This window comes from Pantoea sp. UBA6567 (assembly GCF_002434165.1).
Taxonomy (GTDB): Bacteria; Pseudomonadota; Gammaproteobacteria; order Enterobacterales; family Enterobacteriaceae; genus Pantoea; species Pantoea eucrina.
Genome location: NZ_DJJN01000008.1, coordinates 1 through 24,080, shown reverse-complemented (window position 1 = coordinate 24,080; position 24,080 = coordinate 1). Strand labels below are relative to the sequence as shown.

Genomic DNA, 24,080 nt, shown 5'->3' with positions numbered 1-24,080 from the left:
GGAGCCGGCATGAATATCAGCGACGTTGCCAGAAAAACCGGGCTGACCAGTAAAGCGATCCGCTTTTATGAAGAGAAAGGGATCGTGACGCCGCCGCTGCGTAGCGGAAATGGCTACCGGCACTATGACGAACGCCATCTGGAAGAGCTGCATCTGCTGCGCCAGGCGCGCCAGGTTGGCTTTACGCTGGATGAGTGCCGCGAGCTGGTGGCGCTGTTCAACGATCCTGCGCGGCACAGCGCAGATGTCAAAGCGCGCACGCTGCAGAAGGCTGAAGAAATTGCAGCGCATATTGAGGAGCTGCACGCCATGCGGGCGCGCCTGCTGTCACTGGCAGAGGCGTGTCCCGGCGACGAGGGCGCCGAGTGCCCGATAATGAATCAGCTGGCGGGCTGCTGCGGTCACTCCGGCGGTAAACGCGGCTGAATCAGCAGCGTGATCCCTTCAACCGCCGTGACCGTCACCCGCGTGCCCGCGGGCAGATCGTCTGTTGCCTGTACGCGCCAGCTGCTGTCACCAATCTGTACATGTCCGATACCACTTTTAAGCGGCGTCTCCAGCGTCAGCTGCCGGCCAATCAGCTCTTTACCGCGCTGGTTCAGCGTGTTGGGTTGCTGCGTTGCAGCCTGATGGCGCATCCAGCCATACCAGCCCAGCGCGCTCAGCAGCGTCAGCGCGGCAAACAGCAGCCCCTGATCGGCCCATGAGAAAGGCCACAGCCACTCGGCCACGCCAACCAGTAGTGCCGCCATACCGCACCAGAGCAGATAACCACTGGTGCCCAGCATTTCGGCTGCCAGCAGCAGCCCGCCCAGCGTCAGCCAGAACCAGTGCGGATGGGCAATCAGCTCCATCAGCATTACGGCCTCCGCTCCGCATGACGCTCTTTCAGCAGTTCACTGATGCCCGCTACCGAGCCGATCAGGCTGCTGGCATCGAGCGGCATCATCACCACTTTACTGTTGCCGGCTTCGCCAATTTTCTGCAGCGCATCAGTATATTTCTGCGCAACAAAGTAGTTAATGGCCTGGATATCACCGGCGGCGATCGCGTCAGACACCATGCGCGTGGCGTTCGCTTCCGCCTCTGCCTGCCGCTCACGCGCTTCGGCCTGTAAAAAAGCGGAGGTGCGCTCGCCTTCCGCTTTCAGAATCTGTGACTGCTTGTCGCCTTCAGCGCGCAGTATGGCGGCCTGACGCACGCCTTCAGCAGCCAGAATATCGGCGCGTTTGGTACGCTCAGCTTTCATCTGCGCATTCATGGCAGCGATCAGCTCCTGCGGTGGCCGCACATCGCGGATCTCAATGCGGGTAATTTTGACGCCCCAGGGGTTTGTCGCTTCATCAACGATATGCAGCAGGCGGGTGTTGATGTTGTCACGCTGCGACAGCATCTCATCCAGCTCCATGCCGCCGAGGACCGTGCGAATGTTCGTCATCGTGAGGTTGATTATCGCCAGCTCCAGATTGCTGACCTCATAGGCGGCACGCGCCGGGTCAACGACCTGGATAAAGCAGACGGCATCAATGGTGACGTTGGCGTTGTCTTTGGAGATGATCTCCTGTGAGGGGATATCGAGCACCTGCTCCATCATATTGATGCGGCGACCCACGCGATCCATAAACGGCACCACCAGGTTAAGCCCCGGCGAGAGCGTACGGGTGTAGCGTCCGAAGCGCTCTACCGTCCATTGATAGCCCTGCGGAACAATCTTGATACCGGCCCATACAATCACCAGCACCAGTACGATGAGAACAGGAATAGCGGTCAGCATATAACCTCCTGGCTGTCAGATTACCGGGCCGAGTCGCTTCGGCCCGTCTGCGTACCCGTCAGTAGAGCAGCGAATAGAGCTGGCGGCGATAGCGCGAGGCGAGGGCGTCGCCGGTGCCAAGCGCGGCCAGGATCTCCTGGAACATTTTGCGCACTTCACCGTCACCGGCGGCGAGATCGCTTTTCAGAAAGCCCAGCAGCAGCTCCAGCGCCTCTTCATTACGCCCAACCTGGTGCAGCTGTAACGCAAGTTTAGCAGCCAGGGTCGCGTTCTGCGGCTCGGCGTTCAGCTGCTCCTGCAGCAGCTGGATTTCAGGCGTATCCGCCGCCTGCTTCAGCAGGTCGATCTGTGAGACCAGGCTCTGATAGCGTGTATCCTGATCCTGCAGCGGCACCACATCCAGCACCGCTTCCGCTTCATCACTGCGGTTCAGGGCGATCAGCACTTCTGCCAGCAGAAAGCCAATCTCACTGTTTTTATTGCTCAGCTGCCAGGCATCTTTCAGCAGCGGCAGCGCCTCAAGGGGCTTGTTCTGCTGCATCAGCTCCATAGCCTGCTGCGCTTTCAGCTCCTCTTCGCGCGGCAGAACTTTTTCCAGCAGCGCGCGGATCGCCTCTTCCGGCTGCGGGCCCTGAAAACCATCTACCGGCTGCCCGTTCTGGAACAGATAGACCGTGGGCAGCGAGCGCAGACCGAACTGTGATGCCACCACTGGCTCGTTGTCGCAGTCGAGTTTTGCCAGCAGGAACTGGCCGGCATACTCCTGTGCCAGACGCTCCAGCACCGGGGTAAGCTGCAGGCAGTGCTGGCTGCGTTCAGACCAGAAATAGAACAGAACCGGCAGCTGCATGGATTGCTCCAGCGTCTGCTGCAAATTGGACTCATTGATGTCGGTGATCAAAGCGTGTGACATGAAAAACGCTCCTGGCAGAAAGTGTAAAGAGAATATGGGGATAAAGTGTCCCGCTTCAAGCGCTGGCTGATGTTACCGCTCAGTTGCTGCGCAAAATGCGATCCAGCATCCAGCCCGGCAGCAGTCGTTTCAGAAAACTCATGCCCCAGGCCACCAGCGTAACCGGATAGCGCAGCCGCGGGTGACGGCTCTCCAGCGCATGGCGCAGTTTGGGCAGAATCGCCTCCGGCGGCAGGGTAAAGCGTGCCGCGATACCGGGATTCTGCACCGGCTTCTCCTGTTCACCCTGCTGCACGTTATCAGTGAAACGCGTGGCAATCGGTCCCGGCTCTATCAGGCTGACGCGCACGCCGCTGGCGCGCACTTCCATACGCAACGCATCGCTCCACGCCTCCAGCGCCCATTTGCTGGCGGCATAGGCGCCACGCCCCGGGGTGGAGATTAGTCCCAGCACCGAGCTGGTATTGATAATGCGGCCGTCGCCGCTCTTCTGCAGCGCCGGCAGCAGCCGCATCGTCAGCTGATGAGTGCCAAAGAGGTTGGTGGAGAACTGCTTTTCAAGCTGCTGGCGGCTGATGCTGCTCAGCGGCCCATACTGACCAAATCCGCCGTTATTAAATAGCCCGTGCAGGCAATGTCCGGTAAGCGCCAGCACCCGATCGGCGGCGGCATCCACACTCGCGGCATCGTCAAGATCGAGCGGGATGCCGGTATATCCCAGTGCGGTCATCCGCGCGACATCCTCGGCGCGGCGGCAGGCGGCAAGTACGTGATAGCCGCGCGCCTGCAAATCGCTGGCGGCTGCCAGCCCGATACCGCTGGAGCAGCCGGTGATCAAAACCGATTTTTGCATTTCTTTACCTGTGAAATAGCACGACTCAGCGCGAGTCATGCTTAACTAGCGGAGCCAGCGCGTCAGCCATGATGCCGGCAATAAACGGCTGCGCATCCGGATTGGGGTGAATACCATCCTGCTGCATCCACTCTGGCTTCAGATAGACCTGCTCCATAAAAAAGGGTACCAGCGGCAGGCTGTACTCTTCCGCCAGGCGCGGATAGATGGCGCTGAACGCTTCCGTGTATCGTCGTCCATAATTAGCGGGCAGCCGGATCTGCATCAGCAGCGGCTGCGCGTCAGCGGCTTTCACCGCACGGATAATCGCACGCAGATCCTGCTCGATAGCCTGTGGCGGAAAACCGCGTAAACCATCATTACCGCCCAGTTCGATTAACACCCAGCGCGGCTGATGCTGTTTTAATAGTGCAGGCAGCCGTGCCAGACCCTGTCCGGCGGTATCACCGCTGATGCTGGCGTTGACGACGTTGGGCTGCTGCTGCCAGCGCGTGCTGAGCAGGGCAGGCCAGGCGGCGCTGGCAGACATCCGGTAGCCGGCGCTCAGGCTGTCACCTAATACCATCAGCGTATCGGCTGCAGCGATGCGCGATACCAGCAGCAGCACCACACACAGGAAAGGATAATGCCAGCGGAAAACATTGTTGCGGTTCATCATCTTACTAAGTCCGTCGGTCAGGGTGAGCATCAGCTCTCAATCCTTACCGGAGTTGAGCTGGTTGTCAAACCAGCCGAAACGCTCGCGCTGATTGGCGAATCGGGATCGGGGAAGTCGACGCTGCTGGGGATCCTCGCCGGGCTGGATGATGGCAGCAGCGGCGAGGTTCATCTGCTGGGTCAGCCGCTGCACCGCATGAACGAAGAGCAGCGCGCGGCGCTGCGCGCACGCGAAGTCGGTTTTGTGTTTCAGTCATTTATGCTGGTGCCCACGCTAAATGCGCTGGAGAACGTGCAGCTGCCGGCGCTGCTGCGCGGCGAGAGCGATCGCGACAGCCGGGCACAGGCCAGCGAGCTGCTGGCGCAGCTTGGCCTGAAAGCGCGCCTGCATCATCTTCCTGCACAGCTTTCAGGAGGCGAACAGCAGCGGGTGGCACTGGCGCGCGCATTTAGCGGGCGTCCCGGCCTGCTGTTTGCGGATGAGCCCACCGGTAATCTCGATCGTCAGACCGGGGAGCGCATTGCCGATCTGCTGTTCTCGCTCAACCGTGATTACGCCACAACGCTGATCCTGGTGACCCATGATGAGCAGCTGGCCGCGCGCTGCGATCGGCGGCTGCGGCTGCGTGACGGCAAGCTGTGGGAGGAGGCATGATCTGGCGCTGGTTCTGGCGCGAATGGCGCTCGCCTTCGCTGCTGATTGTCTGGCTGGCGCTGACGCTGGCGGTGGCCTGCGTGCTGGCTTTGGGTTCCATCAGCGATCGCATGGAGAAAGGACTCAGCCAGCAGAGCCGCGACTTTATGGCGGGCGATCGTACGCTGCGCAGCAGCCGGCCGGTGCCGGAAGCCTGGCTGACGCAGGCGCGTGAGGAGGGATTAGCGATCAGCCGTCAACTCAGCTTCACCACTATGACCTTTGCGCGGGAGACGCCGCAGCTGGCAGATGTTAAAGCGGTGGATGACGCCTATCCGATGTTTGGTACATTGCAGACCGAGCCACCGGGCCTGCGTCCGGCGGCAGGCAGCGTGCTGGTCGCCGCGCGTCTGCTGGCGCTGCTGGATCTGCGCGTCGGCGATCCGATAGAGGTCGGCGACGCCACGCTGCGCATTGCCGGTACGGTGATCCAGGAGCCGGACAGCGGATTCAATCCCTTCCAGACGGCGCCTCGTCTGTTAATGAACCTGGCGGACGTTGAAAAAACCGGCGCCGTTCAGCCCGGCAGCCGCCTGAGCTGGCGCTATAAGTTTTCCGGCGACGCCGCACCGCTGGCGCGCTACGATCGCTGGATCGAGCCGCGCCTTAAAGGGGGCGAACGCTGGATAAGCACCGAAAACTCAGAGGATGCGCTGGGCCGTTCCATGCAGCGCGCGCAGCAGTTTCTGCTGCTGTCGGCATTACTGACGCTGCTGCTGGCCATCGCGGCCGTGGCGGTAGCGATGAGCCACTACTGCCGCAGCCGTTACGATCTGGTGGCGGTGCTGAAAACGCTGGGGGCCACGCGACGTGCGCTGCAGCGGCTGATTATCGGCCAGTGGCTGGCGGTGCTGCTGTTAGCGGGCGTGACCGGCAGCGCGCTGGGGCAGGGGATCGAACTGCTGCTGCTTACCCTGCTGAAGCCGGTGCTGCCCGCATCGCTGCCTGCCGCCAGCCTCTGGCCATGGCTCTGGGCGCTGGGCACCCTGTTTGTTATCTCCCTGCTGGTGGGGCTGCGTCCTTATCGTCTGCTGATGGCGACCCAGCCGCTGCGCGTACTGCGGCGCGATGCGGTGGCGCGCGTCTGGCCGCTGCGCGTCTATCTGCCGGCGATGGCGCTGGTGGTGGTGCTGCTGCTGGCGCTGCTGCTGGGGGGCAGCAAAATGCTCTGGGCGCTGCTCACCGGCGTCGTACTGCTGGCGCTGCTGCTCGCCGTGCTGGGCTGGGGTACGCTGCTGCTGCTGCGCCGGCTGGTCGTGCGTAACCTGGCGCTGCGGCTGGCCATTAACCGTCTGCTGCGACAGCCGGCAATGACGCTGAGCCAGCTGGCCGCGTTCTCGCTCTCTTTTATGCTGCTGGCGCTGCTGCTGGTTATGCGCGGCGATCTGCTCGATCGCTGGCAGCAGCAGCTGCCGCCGGATGCACCAAACTATTTTCTGCTGAATATTACGCAGGCGCAGGTGCCACAGGTGCGTGACTTTTTGCAGCAGCATCAGATCAAACCGGAAACCTTTTATCCCGTCGTGCGCGCGCGTCTGGTTGAGCTGAACGGCAAAGCGGCCGATCCGCGTCAGGATAATGCGCTGAACCGCGAGCTCAATCTGACCTGGCAGGCGCAGAGGCCGGATCACAACCCGCTGCTTGCCGGCAGCTGGCCCCCGCGGCCAGGGGAGGTTTCGATTGAAGCCGAACTGGCGCAGCGGCTGGGCGTTAAGCCAGGGGATGAGCTGACCTTTAGCGGCGATACGCAGACGTTCAGCGCGCGCATCAGCAGTCTGCGTAAGGTGGACTGGGAGAGCCTGCGGCCTAACTTCTTTTTTATCTTCCCGCCCGGCGCGCTGGAGCAGCAGCCGCAGACATGGCTGACCAGCTTCCGCATGGCGAATAATCCGGCGCTGCTGGCGCAGCTGAACCGGACGTTCCCGACGCTGAGCCTGCTCGATATTGGCAGCATCATGAAACAGATTGGCCAGGTGCTGGCGCAGGTGAGTCAGGCGCTGGAAATCATGGTGGTGCTGGTGACGCTGTGCGGTGTCCTGCTGCTGCTGGCGCAGATCCAGATCGGCATGCGCCAGCGTCGTCAGGAGCTGGTGGTGTATCGCACGCTGGGCGCGAGCAAACGTCTGCTGCGCGGCACGCTGTGGTGTGAGTTTGCTCTGCTCGGCGTGGTTTCCGGAATAGCGGCTGCGCTGGGTGCAGAGGCCGCGCTGTGGGCACTGCAGCGTAAAATTTTCGATTTTCCCTGGCAGCCCGACTGGACGCTGTGGTTTGCGCTACCGCTGTGCGGAGCGCTTCTGCTGTCGCTGTGCGGCGGCTGGCTGGGCGTGCGACTGCTGAAGGGCAAAGCGCTGTTCCGGCGCTTTGAAGCGGCGTAATCAGGATCCCTCTGTCTGAGGGATCCCGTCAGCAACTCAGAGCTTCGCCTGCGCCCAGGCGAGGCCCGAGGCGTATTCCGGCGGCAGCAGCGGCTGCAGCGCGTGCAGGGCAGTGGCAAGACGTGATGGCTCACTGTCAGTGAGATTCAGGTGTCCCACCTTGCGGCCAGGCCGGACCTCTTTGCCATACCAGTGCAGATGCACCAGCGGCTGCGCCAGCCAGGCGTGGTTTACGTCGCTGCCGATCAGGTTCACCATCACCGAGGGTGCGAACACCGCCGGCTGCGGCAGCGGCAGGCCAAGGATGGCGCGCAGATGCAGCTCAAACTGGCTGATGGACGCGCCGTTCTGCGTCCAGTGACCGCTGTTGTGCACGCGCGGTGCCAGCTCATTAATCAGCAGCCCCTGCGGCGTGATAAAGCACTCCATCGCCATGACGCCCACGTAATCCAGCGCCTGCATAATGGCGCGCAGCATGGTTTCCGCCTGCTGCTGCTGTGCACTATCCGCCTGCGGGAACGCCACGCTGGTGCGCAGAATGCCCTCTTCGTGCAGGTTGTGTGTCAGCGGGTAGAACACCATGCTGCCATCCTGACCGCGCGCGCCTACCAGCGAAACCTCACCGCTGAAATTGATGCCCTGTTCAACAATGCACTCGCCATAGCACTCAGCGGGTAACGTCTCTGTTTCATCCGCCCGCAGCCGCCACTGGCCGCGACCGTCATAACCGCCGGTGCGGCGTTTGACAATCGCCAGTTCGCCCAGCTTCTCAAACACCGCCGGCCACTCATCAGGTGCGGCCAGCAGCTGCCACGGTGCGGTAGCCAGACCAAGCTCATCCAGCAGCTGCTTCTGCGTCAAACGGTCGGCAAGGCGCGGGAAGATATCGCGGTTCACAAAGGCGGGGTGGCGGGCGAGCTCGCGCGTCAGGGCGGTTTCCGGCCAGCGTTCAATCTCGGCGGTGATCACGCTCTCTGCAATGGGCAGCGAGGCGGGCTCCGCATCCAGTCCCACCGGATAGACCGCAATGCCCAGCGGCTCAGCCGCCTGGCGCAGCATACGGCCCAGCTGACCGTTACCCAGTACGCATACCGGCTTCATGCCTCACCCCGCGGATCCGGATTCTCCAGCACCTCATCGGTCTGCGCCTGACGCCACGCGGTGAGACGCGATGCCAGTGCCGCATCGTGGGTGGCCAGGATCTGCGCGGCCAGCAGCGCCGCGTTGGCTGCGCCCGCTTTGCCAATGGCCAGCGTACCCACCGGAATGCCGCGCGGCATCTGTACAATCGAGTAGAGGCTGTCAACACCGCTCAGCGCGGCGCTCTGCACCGGTACGCCCAGCACCGGCACCAGCGTTTTTGCTGCGATCATGCCGGGCAGATGCGCAGCACCGCCGGCGCCCGCAATAATCACCTGGTAGCCATGCGCAGCAGCACCTTCAGCAAAACTGAACAGCTTGTCCGGGGTGCGGTGGGCAGAAACCACCTCCACGTGAAAGGGAACGTCCAGGCTGTTGAGAATTTCCTCGGCGAACTGCATGGTAGCCCAGTCACTTCTGGAACCCATGACGATAGCGATACGGGCCGGGGCGGCAGTGGATGACATGCGGTCAACTCCTGTGAATAGACAAACGAACCTGGCCGGTGAGGCAGGTAAGAAGGGCACAGAGGATAGCATGAGATAGCAGCAAGGAAAACGGTTGCGCGGCCAGAAAACGGGCAATTGCACCCGCGAAATCAGAAGGGGAAGGCGATCAGTTTTACGCCGCTGGCGTCCAGCTGAATCATCGAGCCTGCATCGTGCCATGCCCCAAGAACGGCGCGCTGCGCGGGAAGACCATTCAGAGGGAGCGTGTGGATTTCCGGCCGGTGCGTATGGCCGTGGATCAGCAGCGGGGCCTGCTGGCGCTGCATGGCTGCCGCCACCGCCTGCGGATTCACATCCATAATGGCCAGCGATTTATGCTGGTTTGCCTGCTGGCTGCCGGCGCGCATTCTGACCGCAATGCGCAACCGCAGACGCAGTGGCAGCGCCAGAAACAGCCGCTGCAGCCAGCGCTGGTGTACCTTTGCGCGAAAGCGCTGATAGCCAGCATCGTCCGTGCAGAGCGTGTCGCCGTGCATAATCAGCACGCGCTGACCATACAGCTCCAGCACCTGCTCCTCGGGCAATAGCGTCATGCCGCTGGCGCGGGCAAAGCGTTTGCCCAGCAGAAAATCGCGATTGCCGTGAATAAAATACACCGGCACCGGCAGGGCGCGCAGGGCGGTGGCGATCTGCTGATGCAGCGGATTGGGATCGTCATCGCCAATCCAGGCTTCAAACAGATCGCCCAGGATGTAAAGCGCCTCGCACTGCTGCGCTTCACCCTGCAAAAAATGCAGAAAACCGGCAGTAATTGCCGGTTCTTCCTGACACAGATGGAGATCTGCGATAAACAGCGTGCGCGACATTACTCGCTGACGGTCACTTTCTGGATGACAACGTCTTCGGTTGGCACGTCCTGATGCATACCGCTGCGGCCGGTTTTCACCGCTTTGATTTTTTCGACAACATCCATCCCTTCAACCACTTCAGCAAACACGCAGTAACCCCAGCCCTGCAGGCTTTCGTCGCGGAAGTTCAGGAAGTCATTGTCAGCAACGTTGATGAAGAACTGTGCGGTTGCCGAGTGCGGAGCCTGAGTGCGCGCCATCGCCAGCGTGCCTTTGGTGTTTTTCAGGCCGTTGTTCGCTTCGTTGCGGATTTCAGCTTTGGTGGCTTTCTGCTTCATGCCCGGTTCAAAACCGCCGCCCTGAACCATAAAGCCATTGATGACACGGTGGAAAATAGTGTTGTCATAAAAACCTTCACGGCAGTAGTCCAGGAAGTTCTGTACGGTGGCCGGCGCTTTATCATCAAAGGTTTTGATTACGATATCGCCATGGTTCGTCTGGAAAGTGACCATTATATTCGTCCTGTGGAGGTTGTATTCAATATCAGTTGCCGCGTTCGCGTGCGGACGGGCATTTTGTCGACGCCTCTTATAACATAATTTCCCGGAACGCGTCAGCAGGGCGACAGCATCTGGTATCTCAGCGATGCACAAGTCAGAAAAATACGGCACAATATCAGGCTACCAAAGAAGGCGTCTCCCGCACACGATAAAAACGGAATCGTTCAATGCTAAAGATCTATAACACCCTGAGTCGACAGAAAGAGGAATTTAAACCTATTCATGCTGGTGAAATCGGCATGTATGTGTGTGGTATTACGGTTTACGACCTCTGTCATATCGGCCACGGGCGTACGTTTGTGGCATTTGACGTAGTGGCGCGCTACCTGCGCTATAGTGGCTATCAGCTGAAGTATGTGCGTAATATCACTGATATCGATGACAAAATTATTCGCCGCGCTAACGAAAATGGCGAAACCATTGAGACGCTGACCAACCGCATGATTGCGGAGATGCACCAGGATTTTGCCGCACTGGGCATCCTGCCGCCGGACCTGGAACCACGTGCCACGCGCCATATCGCGGAAATTATTGAGCTGGTGGAGCGGCTGATTGAACGCGGTCACGCCTACGTGGCGGAGAACGGCGATGTAATGTTTGATGTGCTGAGCGATACCGGTTATGGCGCGCTGTCGCGTCAGGATCTGGAGCAGCTGCAGGCGGGCGCCCGCGTGGAAGTGGCAGAGGTAAAACGTAACCCGATGGATTTCGTGCTGTGGAAGATGTCCAAAGCCGATGAGCCGTCATGGGAATCGCCGTGGGGCAACGGTCGTCCGGGCTGGCACATCGAGTGCTCCGCCATGAACTGCAAGCAGCTTGGCAGCCACTTTGATATTCACGGCGGCGGCTCTGACCTGATGTTTCCGCATCACGAAAATGAAGTGGCGCAGTCCACCTGCGCGCACGACGGTCCCTATGTCAATTACTGGATGCACTCCGGGATGGTGATGGTTGACCGTGAGAAGATGTCAAAATCCCTCGGTAACTTCTTCACCGTGCGCGATGTGCTGCAGCACTATGATGCCGAAACCGTACGCTATTTCCTGATGTCGGGGCACTATCGCAGCCAGCTTAACTACGGTGAAGATAACCTCAATCAGGCGCGTGCGGCGCTGGAGCGTCTGTATACCGCGTTACGGCATACCGATACCGGCGCAGAGCCTGCCGGTGGTGAGGCCTTTGAAGCGCGTTTCCGCGCGGCGATGGATGACGACTTCAACACGCCTGAAGCCTACTCGGTGCTGTTTGATATGGCGCGCGACGTGAACCGTCTGAAGAGTGAAGATAAAGCGGCGGCTGACGGGCTGGCGGCCAGATTGCGCGAGCTGGCGAACGTACTGGGGATCCTGCAGCAGGATCCGGAGCTGTTTCTGCAGAGCGGCGCGCAGACGAATAATGACGAAGTAGCAGAGATTGAGCAGCTGATCAAAATGCGCAACGACGCGCGTCAGGCGAAAGACTGGGCGCAGGCGGATGTGGCACGTGACCGGCTCAACGTACTCGGCATTGTGCTGGAAGATGGTCCGCAGGGCACCACCTGGCGACGTAAATAAGAAAAAAGGGCGAACCCGGGTTCGCCCTTTTTGCTATGCGACCACCGTTATGCGCTGGCCGGCAAACTCTACCGTCTGTCCGGCGACGATTTTACAGCGCTTGCGCGTTTCAATCGCCCCGTTCACGCGCACTTCACCTTCATCAATCACCGCTTTGGCCTGCGCGCCGCTCTCTACCCAGCCTTCCAGCTTCAGCAGATCGCACAGATCAACGTGCTGATGTTTACCCAGTGAGAAACTCGCCATTATGCTTCCTCCACGTCGTGATACGCTTCGCACGCCAGCAGCGTGTTTTCAATTAAAGTGGCTACCGTCATCGGCCCGACCCCGCCCGGGACTGGCGTAATGTAAGAGGCGCGCTCAGCGGCAGCGGCAAAATCAACGTCGCCCACCACTTTACCGCTCTCCAGCCGGTTGATGCCGACGTCAATCACCACCGCGCCTGGTTTGATCCAGTCACCCGGAATAAAACCGGGCTTGCCCACGGCCACGACCAGCAGATCGGCGTGCTCCACGTGATGGCGCAGATCGCGGGTGAAGCGGTGAGTAACCGTCGTGGTACAGCCTGCCAGCAGCAGCTCCATGCTCATCGGGCGGCCAACGATGTTAGACGCGCCGACCACTACGGCGTTCAGGCCATAGGTATCGATGTTATAACGCTCCAGCAGCGTGATAATACCGCGCGGCGTGCAGGGACGCAGTTTCGGCGCACGCTGGCAGAGGCGACCCACGTTATAGGGATGGAAACCATCCACATCTTTATCCGGCGTGATGCGCTCCAGCACCTTGACGTTGTCGATACCGGCCGGCAGCGGCAGCTGCACCAGAATGCCGTCAATCGCCGGGTCACTGTTCAGCTCATCAATCAGCGTCAGCAGCTCGCTTTCGCCGGTGGAGTCGGGCAGGTTATAAGCACGGGAGACAAAGCCCACCTCTTCGCAGGCGCGACGTTTATGCGTGACGTAGATCTGCGAAGCGGGATTTTCGCCCACCAGGATCACGGCCAGACCCGGCGCACGTTTGCCCGCCGCCAGGCGCTGCTGCACTTTTTCCGCAACTTCGCTACGCACCTGCTGCGCAATCGTTTTACCGTCAATAATTTTTGCTGCCATCAGAGAGGAAATCCATCTGTAGAGAGTTAAATCGGGGATGGTGCCTATTCTGGCAGAAGCGCGGGCAGCTGTCAGTCACAGTTTCAGCAGCCTGCGCGCTTTCAGGCTTTTTTCGTGGTGACGCGTGCCAGCCTGCATGGGTATGATATCTGCAGGACACTCTGGGAACGATGTAATGATCTGGATAATGCTTGCCACTCTGGCAGTGGTGTTTGTGGCTGGATTTCAGCTGATCACCGCCGCCTCACGTCACGCTGCCCAGCGGCTCAGCAAGCGGCTGCAGCTGCCGCCGGTACAGGTGGAGTCAATGCTCTCGATGATGGGGAAAGAGGCGGCGAAAGAGTTTACCGACTACCTCAGCCGCGATAACGAAACGCATCTGCACAATGGCGCAGCGGTACTGCTGATCTGGCAGGTACTGATTGTTGACGGCAGCGAGGAGAACAGCCAGCGCTGGCATGCGATCCTCAGCCGCGCCGGTTTCCCGGCACTCATCAGCCGCCAGCAGCTGCTGCTCGCGCTGGGCTTTCTGCGCCAGCTGGAGCCGGACAGCCAGGAGCTGCACGCGCGGCGTGAGCAATATAATGCGCGCTTTACGCCACAAGGGATTGAGCTGGAAGGGGAATCCACCGGCACCAGTAATCTCGTGTCGCTCAGCGAATGGCGCAAACGCCATTGATGCAAATTGGTTATTCCCGCAGCACTCCGCTGCACAGAAACGGCAAAAACGTTGACGTACCCGCTTCCCGACGTATAATCCGACCCAACTCCTCAGCGCCCTTAGCTCAGCTGGATAGAGCACCGGCCTTCTAAGCCGTAGGTCACAGGTTCGAATCCTGTAGGGCGCGCCAAGTCAAATCAAGCAGTTACGCCAGCTTCAAACTAACCTGATTTCTCCTTGTGTCATATTTGTGTCGCTGACTCCTAAAAGTAAGTCAATTTTGCGCATGTGCCCGGTAAGGTAATCAGGCGCCAGGTGAGCATTTCGCTGCACCCTTTCTATGCGCTCCCGTCTGCATGCATCACTCCTGAGCTTAAAAACCAGCCACGCCGCCCGGCCATTCTCATATCCGATATCAGCTGCCTTTTTGCAACAGGCAAACCGGGCCTGATAGCCGCTATCCGGCATTTTTCGCCCCTATCCTGAGTCAGCAGACGGATGCGCTTTTGCCAGCAGTCCGGCCTTTCAGTAAATAATGGCCCTTTTTTTCGCCTCTCTCTTCTCTCGCTGCTGCATAACATACATCCCGGAAAAATTAGCAGAATGATTAATCAGTCTGAATTATCTGGCTTAAAAAAAAACCATGCTGACGTTGTTATCAGGTCATTTTCGTGAATAATATGCGGCAATTTTTATATTAATTAATAAGATTTGCGTTTAGTTTACGTGACAAGGATTGTCTGATGGTTTCATCTGATACATCAATTACGCTCTGTTTCTCTTTTCTGGTTGCTGCTTTTATAACCAGCGAGGCCACTGCGGAGCCCTTGCCTGATGCAGGTGAACAGGTCCGGCAGCAGCAACAGCGCCAGCGGGCGCTGGAGCAGCAGATAGAGCCGAAAGCGCCTGATGTGCGACTTTCACCGCCCGCTTCTGGTTTTGGCCGCCTCTCTTTTCCTGCAGAAAAACCCTGCTTTCCTCTCACGCGTATCGTGCTTGAAGGGCAGCAGGCGCTGCCGCACTGGCTGCCGCTTAACGCTATTGCCAGCCAGGCGCAGGGAAAGTGCCTGGGCGGGCGCGGCATTAATCTGCTGATGAGTACGCTGCAAAACCGGCTGGTTGATCATGGCTATGTTACTACGCGGGTGCTGGCACCTTCGCAGGACCTTAACAGCGGCACGCTACGGCTGGTGATCCTGCCCGGTTACGTGCGGGAGGCCAGACTGACGCCGGGTAGCGATCGTTATCTGTGGCTCTACAGCGCATTTCCTGCCCGCGACGGTAATCTGCTGGATTTGCGTGATATCGAACAGGGGCTGGAAAACCTGCAACGGCTGCCGACCGTGGTAGCCGATATGTCGGTCGTGCCCGGTGAACAGCCGGGCGAGAGCGATATAGAGGTACGCTGGCAGCAGAAAAAGATGTGGCGCCTCGGTCTCTCGCTGGATGATTCCGGTACGCGCAGCACCGGACGCTATCTGGGTGGCGTCACGCTGTCGCTCGATAACCCTTTTGCGCTGAGCGATCTTTTTTATCTGTCGGCCACGCACGATCTGCAGGGCAAAGGCGGTAAAGGCAGCAAAAACGTCATCGGCCACTACTCGGTGCCGTTTGGATACTGGATGTTCTCCGCAACGGCCAGCGACTATGACTATCACCAGACGGTCGCCGGAACCCATCAGGACTACCGCTATAGCGGAAAAAGTCAGAGCCTCGATTTACAGCTTAGCCGGGTACTGCATCGCAGCGGCTCGCAAAAAACCTCGCTGACCTATGACGTCCTGACGCGCGAAACCCGCAACTATATCAACGACACCGAAGTTCAGGTGCAGCATCGCCAGACGGCGGCGTGGCGTATCGGTCTGCAACACCGCCACTATATCCGCCAGGCGACGCTGGATGCGGGCATCAGCTATCAGCGCGGCACGCGCTGGTTCGGTGCCCAGCCCGCACCCGAGGAGTATTTCGGCGAGGCGACGGCGCTGAGCAAAATCGTTCAGCTCAATGCGCAGTTCAGCCTGCCGTTCAGCATCGGCAGCCAGCATTTTCGCTACGGTGCGCAATACCTGCGTCAGATGAGTAATACGCCGCTCACGCCGCAGGAGCAGTTTTCGATAGGTAACCGCTGGACTGTGCGCGGTTTCGACGGCGAACGCACGCTGAACGCGAGCCGCGGCTGGTTCGTCCGCAATGACATCGCCTGGAGTACGCCGCTGCCTGCACAGGAGTTCTACCTGGGCGCGGACTATGGCGAGGTGGGCGGCGCGGGCAGTGAGCTGCTGACCGGCCAGCATCTGGCGGGCGGGGTGGCGGGGCTGCGCGGTCAGGCCTGGAATACCGGTTATGACCTGTTTATCGGGACGCCGCTGTCGAAGCCTGACGGTTTACGCACCAGCAGCGTCACGCTCGGCTTCAACCTCAACTGGAGCTACTGAGAATGCGCGCAGGCAAGTATGAGGTTAAATCACCTCTGATTCTGGGCGGTGAAGAGAGTGAAGCGGAAATACTGGGATCGGCGGTGTGGCTCTGGATGCACTCGCCGCTGCATCGTGATGCGCCGCTGCACGCCCTGCCGACGCTGCTGCTGCCGATCATCAAACAGCGACAATATGTGCTGGTGGCTGAAGCCGGTACGCCGGTTTTTTTCTTCAGCTGGGCCTGGCTGAACGAAGAAGCCGAAGCGCTTTATCTTACACGGCCCGCTATCCATTTTCCGCCTGACGCGTGGAACAGTGGCACACGCATGTGGTGCTGCGACTGGATCGCGCCATTTGGCCATACCGTAGCGATGAGTCGCCTGATCCGGCGCGATCTCTTTCCTCATGCCTGCTGGCGGGCATTAGATCACCGCGGTGAGCAGCGCGGCAGGCGCGTATTCAACTTTCATGGCAGCCGCGTGACCCATAAAGCGGCAAAAACGTGGCGCCAGCAGCATCCGCTCGCCGCCGCGTTACCGCAAATCTGATAAGGATATTAGATGAACAAAAATCGCTACCGCGTGATTTTTAACACAGTCCGCGGCATGCTGATGGTGGTGCCGGATATTGCTAAATCAGGCCGGGCCGGCAGCGCACGCGCGTCAGGTCTCAGCCACATGCTTAGCAGCCTCACTGGCCGAGTCGGCGCATTATGTTTTAGTCTCTGGCTGGCGATGGGCGTGATACAGCCTGCCAGCGCCGCCATTGTGGCAGATGCACAGGCGCCTGGCGGCCAGCGGCCCACGATAATAAACAGCGCCAGCGGTACGCCGCAGATCAATATCCAGACGCCCTCCGCAGGCGGTGTTTCCCGCAATACGTATAGTCAGTTTGATGTCGGAAAGCGGGGAGCGATCCTCAACAACTCCCACAAAAACGTTCAGACCGAACTCGGCGGTATGGTAAGCGGCAATCCCTGGCTGGCCCGGGGCGAAGCCAAAGTGATCCTGAATGAGGTTAACTCACGCAATCCCAGCCGCCTCAACGGCTTTGTTGAAGTCGCGGGTCAGAAAGCCCAGGTCGTTATCGCCAACCCGTCCGGGATCACCTGCAACGGCTGCGGATTTATCAATGCCAGTCGCGGCACCCTGACCACCGGACAGGCGCAGCTCAACAATGGCAACCTGACGGGCTTTAACGTTGAACGCGGTGAAGTGGTGGTCGAAGGGGCGGGGATGGACAGCTCACGCCAGGACTATACCGACATTATTGCCCGATCGGTGAAGGTCAATGCCAGCGTCTGGGCCAGGGATCTTCGCGTCACCACCGGACGAAACAAGGTGGATGCCGCACACCAGCAGGTCACGAAGCAGAGCGACGAGCCCGCTACAGAACCCCGGATGGCGCTTGATGTCTCCAGCCTGGGCGGCATGTATGCCGGAAAAATCCGTCTGGTCGGCACGGAGAGGGGCGTCGGCGTTCGCAATGCGGGCAATATTGGCGCGCAGGCGGGTTCGGTGGTTATCACCGCTGATGGCCGCATTGAGAACAGCGGCGCTATTCAGAGCCGTAGCGATCTGCAGCTCGCCGCGCGGCAAGGGGTCAGCAACAGCGGTACGATCTTTTCTGGCGGAAAAGCGTCGGTAACCAGTGCGGCAGATGTGCAGAACCGCGGCTCTGTTGTGGCACGCAATGACGTTACGCTGCAGGCTGGCAGCCTCAACAGCACGGCTTCAGGCGTTCTCGCGGCAGGTGTGCAGGATGACGGCAGGCCTGGTGAATCGGGCAATCTGACCCTGACGACAACGGGCCAGCTTCGCGCGCAGGGGAAAAACCTGGCCGGCGGCAGCCTGAGCGCACGCGGACAGACTATTGACCTCAGCGGCAGCCGTACCGAGGGGAAAAACCTGACGCTCGACGCCCGCGAGGGCGATATCGTGACGCGCAGCGGCACCCTGACCGCGCAGCAGCAGCTCACCGCGCGCACCGGAAAAATGCTGAACAACGATGGCGCCACGCTGACAGCCAGCAAGCTCAACCTGCAGGCGCGCGATCTCTCCAGCCAGCAGGGTCAGATCCTGCAAACCGGCCGTGACGATCTCACGCTTAGTTTCGCGGGCAGCCTGAATAATCAGGGCGGCCGTATCGCGACTAACAGCGACAACCTGACGCTCAATGCGGCTGCGATCGCTAACCAGTCGGGTGACATCACCCATACAGGCCGTGGCACACTGTCGATCACCACCGGTAATCTGCGCGGCAGTAAGGGATCGCTGCGCTCAAATGGTCAGCTCACCCTGCGCGGTGGCGATGTCGATCTTGATAGCGGCACCACCTCGGCCCGGCAGATTGATATCAACGCGGACAGCCTGGCGAACCGGCAGGGCTTTATCGCGAGTGAAGGCGATCTCAGTCTGCGAGGCGCACAGCTGGCTAATCAGCAGGGCGTTGTGAGGGCGGGTAAGACGCTGCGCGTCACGGCGGATGCGCTGCAGAACGGTCAGGGCAGGATAGTCAGTAGCGACACCGGGCATGTGGAAGCCCGCTTACTGGATAACCGTGACGGTCAGCTGGTGGCGCAGCAGGCGCTGACGCTGCGCGGCGATACGCTCGATAATCGTGACGGCGGCCTTATCCAGAGCGGTGCGCAGCTTGATATCGGCGCAGAGACGCTGCTTAATCAGAACAGCGGCGAAAAAGGCGGCGTGATCAGCCAGGGCGACATGCTTATCCGCGCCGGACAGATAAACAATACGCAGGGTCTGACGCTGAGCGGAAAAGCGTTGCAACTGGCGGCTGGCAGCCTGAATAATGCCGCTGGCACGCTGGTGGCACAGGAGCAGCTCAGCCTCGACACGCACTCTGCGTTCAACAACCGGGCAGGTCTGCTGCAGGGCGGTAGCGTGCTTATCGACAGCCACGGCCAGGCGATCGATAACCAGAGCGGCACCCTCTACAGCCCTAGCGATCTTCATCTGCACAGCGGCGCGATCGACAATCAGGCCGGAACCGTGGGCGCGAAAGGCGATCTTACGCTGCAGAGTGGCGAAGTGTATAACCGCAGCGGCGGGCGCATCGTCAGCGAGCTGGCGGCTTCGCTGGAAATGGCGCGTCTGGATAACCGTGGCGGAGAGATCCAGAGCATTGGCGATCTGCTGGTGAGTGCGCAGAGCATAATAGACAATGCGGGCGGCCTGATTCGCAGCGGCGCGAACGCCGTGCTGAACGCATTGCAGCTGAACAATCAGGATACTCAGGGTGATCAGCAGGGGATTGAAGCGGCCAGCCTGCGGATTAACAGCGACGATGTGTTCAATCAGCGCGGCATGTTACTGGCCGATCGGCAACTGACCATCAGCAGCCGTGGCTCGGTCGATAACCGGCAGGGTGCGATTTCGGCCGGAGAAGATCTGCTGCTGCAGAGCAATGACCTGACGCCGGAGAGTCGCCTGCGCAGCTTCAGAGTGGCGCAGCCTCAGAGCAATAGTCTGACGCTGGAAAATCGGGAGGGCGTCCTTAAAGCGGGCCGATCGCTAACGATCCGTGCCGATCGCCTGGCGGGTGACGGACAGATCCTCTCCCTGGGTGACATCACGCTGGTCAGCCAGCAGAGCCTGAACAACCGTGGCGAGATGATTGCCAACGGCAATTTCAACTTCACAACCGCAGGCGATGTTGACAACAGCGGTAAACTGCTGGCGGGCGGCAAGCTCGATCTGCGCGCCCCCCACCTGCTGAACGCTGCCACCGGCGAAATCAATGCCGGACAGAACTGGCTGACGCTTAGCGGACAGCTGACCAACTATGGGCTGATCGACGGCAAACAGACGCTGCTGAAGGCGTCGGTGCTGACCAATATCGGCAGTGGCCGGATCTATGGCGACAGCGTTGGCGTACAGGCTAATATTTTCAACAACCTGGCGGAAAACGACACTGCCGCCACGCTGGCGGGACGTGAGCGGGTGGATATCGGCGTGCAGACGCTGAACAATCGTGACCACGGCCTGATCTACAGTGCCGGCGATATGGCGCTGGGCGGTGAGCTGAATGCTGACGGCCTGGCAACCGGCAGAGCGGGCACCCTCAGTAATCACAGCTCCACCATCGAGTCAGCGGGCAACATGCAGATGGCTGCCGGTGAAATCAATAACGTCAACGATCGTTTCAGCACCGGGCTGGTAACCGTGTCTTCGGAGGCGATTACCGGGTATCAGCACTCGGGCGATACCGTCCGCTGGAAAGCCGGCGAGCCGGGCGTCTTTGTTGACCGCAACTCGGCCGACTCACTGCTTAATCTCAACACGCCAGGCAACACCGGCAGCAATAACGATAACTTCTACCAGTATGACTACACGCGTACGGTGCAGGAGACGCAGATCGCCGAAAGCGATCCGGCGAAGATTATCGCGGGCGGTGATTTGACGATAAACGCTGACCGGTTGCTGAATGATAAGAGTCAGATCATCGCGGGCAATACGCTGACGATAAACGCGCAAGACCTCAATAATGTCGAGGTGGCGGGCCAGCGAATCACGACTGACGTCGGTAAGGTGACTCACTACAAGCGCATCCGTCATAAAGGTGGCGACGAGCAGGGCGACAGCACATCGGATTACACGCCGCCGGACGTGATTGAGACCATTGCCCTGAAGCCAGGAGAGCTGGTCGATCACGGTGAACTGAACGGCAACCCCCTTTCGCTCGTCCCACAGAGCACAGAGGGAACCGACGCCACGACGGGGCGTGCGGGCGGCGTGAATGCCCATATCACAGGCAGCATGCCTGACATTGCCGCGCTGCTCAAACCCGGCCAGCATTTTGATGTGCCCGGCAGCCAGGGGGAGAACGCAAGCGTGATCCGCATCGTCGGGCCCGATACGCGCCTGCCGGACAACAGCCTGTTCAGAACCAATCCCTCTCCCGGCGGTAAATATCTGGTAGAGACCGATCCGCGCTTTACTCAGGAGAAGCAGTGGCTGAGCAGCGACTATATGCAGGACGCCCTGACGCAGAACAGCGATAACGTACTGAAGCGCCTGGGTGACGGCTATTACGAGCAGCGGCTGATCCGGGAACAGGTCATGAATCTGACAGGGCAGCGCTACCTGGGCGGCTTTACCAACGACGAAGATCAGTACAAGGCGCTGATGAACAACGCTATCGCCTTTAGTCAGCGCTATCACCTGACGCCAGGCGTGGCGCTGACGCCTGAGCAGATGGGACTGCTGACAAAAGATATTGTCTGGCTGGTTAATGCGCAGGTCAGACTGCCGAATGGCTCCAGCCAGACGGTGCTGGTACCGCAGGTGTATGCGCGCATTCAGCCAGGCGATGTCGATGGCAGCGGTGCGCTGATTGCGGGCCGCAACCTCAACCTGAACCTGGGCGGTGGCCTGTTTAACAGCGGTACGCTGGCCGGGCGCGAAGTGGTGAAGCTGAGCGCCGGTAATATCACCAACATGGCGGGGACGATCAAAGGCGCCAGTGTCGATTTTCTCGCCCGCGCAGATATCAATAACATCGGCGGCGTGATCGGGGCAACCGACTCGCTGCTCGCCCGCGCCGGACGGGATATCAATACCGTCAGCACAACCCGCAGCGTGAGCAGCCGGAACGGTGAAAACCAGTTCGACCGGACCACGGTGGATAGCGTGGCAGGCATGTACGTGCAGGGCGACGACGGCCGGCTGATACTGCAGGCCGGACGTGATATCACTCTCACGGCGGCGCAGGTGGTTAACAGCGGCGAAAATAGCCAGACGGTGATTAAGGCCGGACGCGATCTGACGCTCAATACTGTCAGTACGGCGAATCGGGACGCGCTTGTCTGGGATAGCGATAACAGCCTGAAGCAGGGCAATACGCAGGAGATCGGCAGCGAAGTCGTCAGCAAGGGCGACCTCTCGCTGCTGGCAGGCAACGATTTTCATGCCCGCGCGGCCACCCTGTCGGCAGATGTTGCGCTGGCGCTGACCGCCGGACATGACGTCACACTGACAAACGGCGAGAACACGCGGGATCTGGACGAGCGGCAAAAGACGACGGGCAGCAGCGGCTGGCTGTCGAAGAGCACGACAACCACACGCGACCAGATTTCGCGTCAGACGGCGCAGGGGAGTTCGCTGAATGGCGACACTATTTCCGTGGCGGCGGGCAACGATCTGCGCGTACAGGGCAGCCAGATAGCGAGTACCGGCGATCTCTCTCTGCAGGCGGGCCACGATCTCAGCGTTACCGGAGCGACTGAACGCAACAGTGAACAGCATCTGGCGCAGGAGAAAAAGAGCGGGTTTTCCGGCACCGGCGGTATCGGCTTCAGTTACGGCAAACAGAGCCTGAAAACCACCGACACCGCGCAGGAGACGACCAGCCAGGGCAGCACCGTGGGCAGCGTGAACGGCAGCGTGTCGCTGACAGCGGGCAACCGGCTGGATATCAACGGCTCCGATCTTATCGCGGGCAAAAACCTGACGCTGGACGGCCGCGAGGTGAGCATCACCGCAGCGGAAAACCAGAGCAGCCAGACGCACCGGGTGGAGCAGAAAACCTCGGGCCTGACGCTGGCGCTTTCCGGCACGGCAGGCAGCGCGCTGAACACGGCGGCGCAGACGGTGCAGGAGGCGAAGTCTGCCGACAGCGGACGGCTGGCGGCGCTGCAGGGTACTAAAGCGGCGCTCAGCGGCGTGCAGGCGGTGCAGGCCGGCCGGCTGGCAGAGGCGCAGGGCGACAGCCCGGAGAACAACAACGCCATCGGCGTCAGCCTCTCTTACGGTAGCCAGTCTTCCACTTCCACACAGCGCAGCGAGCAGCGCACCGCACAGGGCAGCAGCCTGACGGCGGGCGATAATCTGAGCGTGGTGGCGCGCGGCAGCGGCGTGAAAGGGCACGGTGGTGACCTGACGGTGCAGGGCAGCCAGCTGCAGGCGGGCAGAGACCTGCTGCTGTCGGCGAACCGGGACCTCAACCTGCTGTCGGCCGCGAACACCTCGTCGCTGGAGGGTAAAAACGAGAGCCACGGCGGCACGGCGGGCATCGGCATCGGCGCGGGTCAGGGCGGCTGGGGCATCAGCGTCTCCGCCAGCGCAAATAAGGCAAAAGGCAGCGAGCAGGGCAGCGGCGTCACCCACACGGAAACGCAGGTGAGCGCGGGCCGTGAGGTGACGCTGGTAAGCGGGCGCGACACCACGCTTCAGGGCGCGCAGGTGAGCGGCGAAAAAATCAGGGCGGACGTGGCGCGCAACCTGACGCTGACGAGCGAGCAGGACAGCGACCGCTACGACTCGAAGCAGCAGAGCGCCAGCGCCGGGGGCAGCTTCACCTTCGGGTCGATGACCGGCTCGGCGAACGTGAACCTGAGCCGGGATAAGATGCACAGCACCTGGCAGAGCGTGGAGGAGCAGACCGGCCTGTTCGCGGGGAAAGGCGGCTTTGACGTGACGGCTGGAGGGCACACGCAGCTGAACGGCGCGGTTATCGGCTCGACGGCGACGGCGGATAAAAACCGTCTGGAGACGGGCACGCTGGGCTGGCGCGACATCGAAAACCGGGCGGACTATAAGGTGGAGCATCAGAGCGCGGGCGTGAGCACCGGGGGCAGCATCGGCGGCCAGTTTGCGGGGAACATGGCGAACGGGCTGCTGACGGGGGCGAACCACAGCGGCAGCGGCAGCTCGCTGACGAATGCGGCGGTGAGCGGGGGCGCGCTGGTTATCCGCGACGGAGATAAGCAGTCGCAGGACGTGAGCGGGCTGAGCCGCGACGCCGCGCACGCGAACCAGACGCTGTCGCCGATATTCGATAAAGAGAGGGAGCAGAACCGGCTGCAGGCGGCGCAGCTCATAGGTGAAATCGGCAACCAGGCGGCGGACATCACGCGCACGGAGGGGCAGATAGCGGGCGAGAGGGCGAAGAGGGACCCGGCCGCGCTTCAGGCCGCGAAGGCAGCGCTGGCCGGCAAGGGCAACCTGACCCCCGCAGCCGGGGAGATAGCGGAGCAGGCTTATAAAACCGCCGCGGCGCCTTTCGGCACGGGCAGCGCCCTTCAGCAGGGTATACAGGCGGCGACGGCTGCGGT

The 24,080-nt window shown here is 60.7% G+C and carries 19 protein-coding genes and 1 tRNA gene; 9 read left to right on the top strand and 11 right to left on the bottom strand.

Annotated elements, in window-relative coordinates:
• Positions 1-9 precede the first annotated feature (9 nt).
• The gene (cueR, locus tag B4M48_RS14800; protein ID WP_071668947.1) at positions 10-426 is read left to right on the top strand and encodes a Cu(I)-responsive transcriptional regulator; all 417 of its coding nucleotides are present in this window, start codon (positions 10-12) and stop codon (positions 424-426) included.
• Here cueR and B4M48_RS14795 read toward each other — a convergent pair.
• The 5 genes from B4M48_RS14795 to tesA form a co-directional block, all read right to left on the bottom strand.
• Positions 402-860, bottom strand: coding sequence for an NfeD family protein (locus tag B4M48_RS14795; protein ID WP_286876994.1), 459 nt, complete (start codon positions 858-860; stop codon positions 402-404). The two genes, cueR and B4M48_RS14795, sit on opposite strands and share 25 nt — an antisense overlap.
• Positions 860-1,774, bottom strand: a complete 915-nt coding sequence (locus B4M48_RS14790) for an SPFH domain-containing protein (RefSeq protein WP_094111784.1) — start codon at positions 1,772-1,774, stop codon at positions 860-862. The genes B4M48_RS14795 and B4M48_RS14790 overlap by 1 nt, the downstream gene beginning before the upstream one ends.
• Before the next feature lie 58 nt (positions 1,775-1,832).
• Positions 1,833-2,687: a co-chaperone YbbN gene (locus B4M48_RS14785; protein WP_071668949.1), complete on the bottom strand. Its 855-nt coding sequence runs from the start codon at positions 2,685-2,687 to the stop codon at positions 1,833-1,835.
• Positions 2,688-2,766: 79 nt separating this feature from the next.
• Positions 2,767-3,540: an SDR family oxidoreductase gene (locus B4M48_RS14780; protein WP_286876992.1), complete on the bottom strand. Its 774-nt coding sequence runs from the start codon at positions 3,538-3,540 to the stop codon at positions 2,767-2,769.
• Positions 3,541-3,565: 25 nt separating this feature from the next.
• Complete coding sequence (tesA, locus tag B4M48_RS14775) at positions 3,566-4,198, bottom strand: multifunctional acyl-CoA thioesterase I/protease I/lysophospholipase L1 (RefSeq protein WP_139239680.1); 633 nt, start codon at positions 4,196-4,198, stop codon at positions 3,566-3,568.
• Between tesA and ybbA the strand changes: the two genes are divergently transcribed.
• Complete coding sequence (gene ybbA / locus B4M48_RS14770) at positions 4,166-4,852, top strand: putative ABC transporter ATP-binding protein YbbA (protein WP_039383054.1); 687 nt, start codon at positions 4,166-4,168, stop codon at positions 4,850-4,852. The genes tesA and ybbA overlap by 33 nt on opposite strands.
• Positions 4,849-7,266, top strand: a complete 2,418-nt coding sequence (gene ybbP, locus B4M48_RS14765) for a putative ABC transporter permease subunit YbbP (RefSeq protein WP_039383056.1) — start codon at positions 4,849-4,851, stop codon at positions 7,264-7,266. Before ybbA ends, ybbP begins: the two co-directional genes overlap by 4 nt.
• 36 nt (positions 7,267-7,302) lie before the next feature.
• On the opposite strand, the gene purK is transcribed toward ybbP, so the two are convergent.
• From purK to ppiB, 4 genes are all read right to left on the bottom strand, one after another.
• Positions 7,303-8,367, bottom strand: coding sequence for a 5-(carboxyamino)imidazole ribonucleotide synthase (purK, locus tag B4M48_RS14760; RefSeq protein ID WP_039383059.1), 1,065 nt, complete (start codon positions 8,365-8,367; stop codon positions 7,303-7,305).
• Positions 8,364-8,873 (bottom strand): 5-(carboxyamino)imidazole ribonucleotide mutase, encoded by a 510-nt coding sequence (gene purE / locus B4M48_RS14755; protein ID WP_039383061.1) that lies wholly within the window; start codon positions 8,871-8,873, stop codon positions 8,364-8,366. The genes purK and purE overlap by 4 nt, the downstream gene beginning before the upstream one ends.
• Positions 8,874-9,004: 131 nt before the next feature.
• Complete coding sequence (locus tag B4M48_RS14750; RefSeq protein ID WP_288657105.1) at positions 9,005-9,721, bottom strand: UDP-2,3-diacylglucosamine diphosphatase; 717 nt, start codon at positions 9,719-9,721, stop codon at positions 9,005-9,007.
• Complete coding sequence (gene ppiB / locus B4M48_RS14745) at positions 9,721-10,215, bottom strand: peptidylprolyl isomerase B (protein WP_039383066.1); 495 nt, start codon at positions 10,213-10,215, stop codon at positions 9,721-9,723. The genes B4M48_RS14750 and ppiB overlap by 1 nt, the downstream gene beginning before the upstream one ends.
• Before the next feature lie 215 nt (positions 10,216-10,430).
• On the opposite strand from ppiB, the gene cysS reads away from it, so the two are divergent.
• Positions 10,431-11,816: a cysteine--tRNA ligase gene (gene cysS / locus B4M48_RS14740; protein WP_071668953.1), complete on the top strand. Its 1,386-nt coding sequence runs from the start codon at positions 10,431-10,433 to the stop codon at positions 11,814-11,816.
• Between the two features lie 33 nt (positions 11,817-11,849).
• Here cysS and ybcJ read toward each other — a convergent pair whose 3' ends face one another.
• Together ybcJ and folD are read right to left on the bottom strand one after the other, a co-directional pair.
• The gene (ybcJ, locus tag B4M48_RS14735; protein ID WP_039383070.1) at positions 11,850-12,062 is read right to left on the bottom strand and encodes a ribosome-associated protein YbcJ; all 213 of its coding nucleotides are present in this window, start codon (positions 12,060-12,062) and stop codon (positions 11,850-11,852) included.
• Positions 12,062-12,928 carry a bifunctional methylenetetrahydrofolate dehydrogenase/methenyltetrahydrofolate cyclohydrolase FolD gene (gene folD / locus B4M48_RS14730; protein ID WP_039383072.1) on the bottom strand — a complete coding sequence of 289 codons (867 nt, stop codon included), beginning with the start codon at positions 12,926-12,928 and terminating at the stop codon, positions 12,062-12,064. The genes ybcJ and folD overlap by 1 nt, the downstream gene beginning before the upstream one ends.
• Positions 12,929-13,103: 175 nt before the next feature.
• Here folD and B4M48_RS14725 point away from each other — a divergent pair, with 175 nt between their 5' ends.
• The 5 genes from B4M48_RS14725 to B4M48_RS14700 form a co-directional block, all read left to right on the top strand.
• Positions 13,104-13,607, top strand: coding sequence for a DUF1198 family protein (locus B4M48_RS14725; RefSeq protein WP_039383074.1), 504 nt, complete (start codon positions 13,104-13,106; stop codon positions 13,605-13,607).
• A gap of 95 nt (positions 13,608-13,702) precedes the next feature.
• Positions 13,703-13,779, top strand: a tRNA-Arg gene (locus B4M48_RS14720).
• Between the two features lie 553 nt (positions 13,780-14,332).
• Positions 14,333-16,024, top strand: a complete 1,692-nt coding sequence (locus tag B4M48_RS14710) for a ShlB/FhaC/HecB family hemolysin secretion/activation protein (RefSeq protein WP_083429512.1) — start codon at positions 14,333-14,335, stop codon at positions 16,022-16,024.
• A 2-nt stretch (positions 16,025-16,026) separates the two neighbouring features.
• Positions 16,027-16,554, top strand: coding sequence for a toxin-activating lysine-acyltransferase (locus tag B4M48_RS14705; protein ID WP_071668960.1), 528 nt, complete (start codon positions 16,027-16,029; stop codon positions 16,552-16,554).
• Between the two features lie 12 nt (positions 16,555-16,566).
• Positions 16,567-24,080: hemagglutinin repeat-containing protein (locus tag B4M48_RS14700; RefSeq protein WP_288657101.1), on the top strand; the 7,514-nt coding region annotated here is incomplete at its 3' end.

Coding starts and splice junctions, on each gene's coding strand:
- B4M48_RS14750 (WP_288657105.1), bottom strand. CDS start 9,721: ATGTCGCGCACGCTGTTTATCGCAGATCTCCATCTGTGTCAGGAAGAA.
- B4M48_RS14705 (WP_071668960.1), top strand. CDS start 16,027: ATGCGCGCAGGCAAGTATGAGGTTAAATCACCTCTGATTCTGGGCGGT.
- B4M48_RS14725 (WP_039383074.1), top strand. CDS start 13,104: ATGATCTGGATAATGCTTGCCACTCTGGCAGTGGTGTTTGTGGCTGGA.
- tesA (WP_139239680.1), bottom strand. CDS start 4,198: ATGATGAACCGCAACAATGTTTTCCGCTGGCATTATCCTTTCCTGTGT.
- ppiB (WP_039383066.1), bottom strand. CDS start 10,215: ATGGTCACTTTCCAGACGAACCATGGCGATATCGTAATCAAAACCTTT.
- folD (WP_039383072.1), bottom strand. CDS start 12,928: ATGGCAGCAAAAATTATTGACGGTAAAACGATTGCGCAGCAGGTGCGT.
- purK (WP_039383059.1), bottom strand. CDS start 8,367: ATGAAGCCGGTATGCGTACTGGGTAACGGTCAGCTGGGCCGTATGCTG.
- B4M48_RS14790 (WP_094111784.1), bottom strand. CDS start 1,774: ATGCTGACCGCTATTCCTGTTCTCATCGTACTGGTGCTGGTGATTGTA.
- B4M48_RS14780 (WP_286876992.1), bottom strand. CDS start 3,540: ATGCAAAAATCGGTTTTGATCACCGGCTGCTCCAGCGGTATCGGGCTG.
- ybbP (WP_039383056.1), top strand. CDS start 4,849: ATGATCTGGCGCTGGTTCTGGCGCGAATGGCGCTCGCCTTCGCTGCTG.
- ybbA (WP_039383054.1), top strand. CDS start 4,166: ATGCCAGCGGAAAACATTGTTGCGGTTCATCATCTTACTAAGTCCGTC.
- purE (WP_039383061.1), bottom strand. CDS start 8,873: ATGTCATCCACTGCCGCCCCGGCCCGTATCGCTATCGTCATGGGTTCC.
- B4M48_RS14795 (WP_286876994.1), bottom strand. CDS start 860: ATGCTGATGGAGCTGATTGCCCATCCGCACTGGTTCTGGCTGACGCTG.
- B4M48_RS14710 (WP_083429512.1), top strand. CDS start 14,333: ATGGTTTCATCTGATACATCAATTACGCTCTGTTTCTCTTTTCTGGTT.
- B4M48_RS14785 (WP_071668949.1), bottom strand. CDS start 2,687: ATGTCACACGCTTTGATCACCGACATCAATGAGTCCAATTTGCAGCAG.
- cysS (WP_071668953.1), top strand. CDS start 10,431: ATGCTAAAGATCTATAACACCCTGAGTCGACAGAAAGAGGAATTTAAA.
- ybcJ (WP_039383070.1), bottom strand. CDS start 12,062: ATGGCGAGTTTCTCACTGGGTAAACATCAGCACGTTGATCTGTGCGAT.
- cueR (WP_071668947.1), top strand. CDS start 10: ATGAATATCAGCGACGTTGCCAGAAAAACCGGGCTGACCAGTAAAGCG.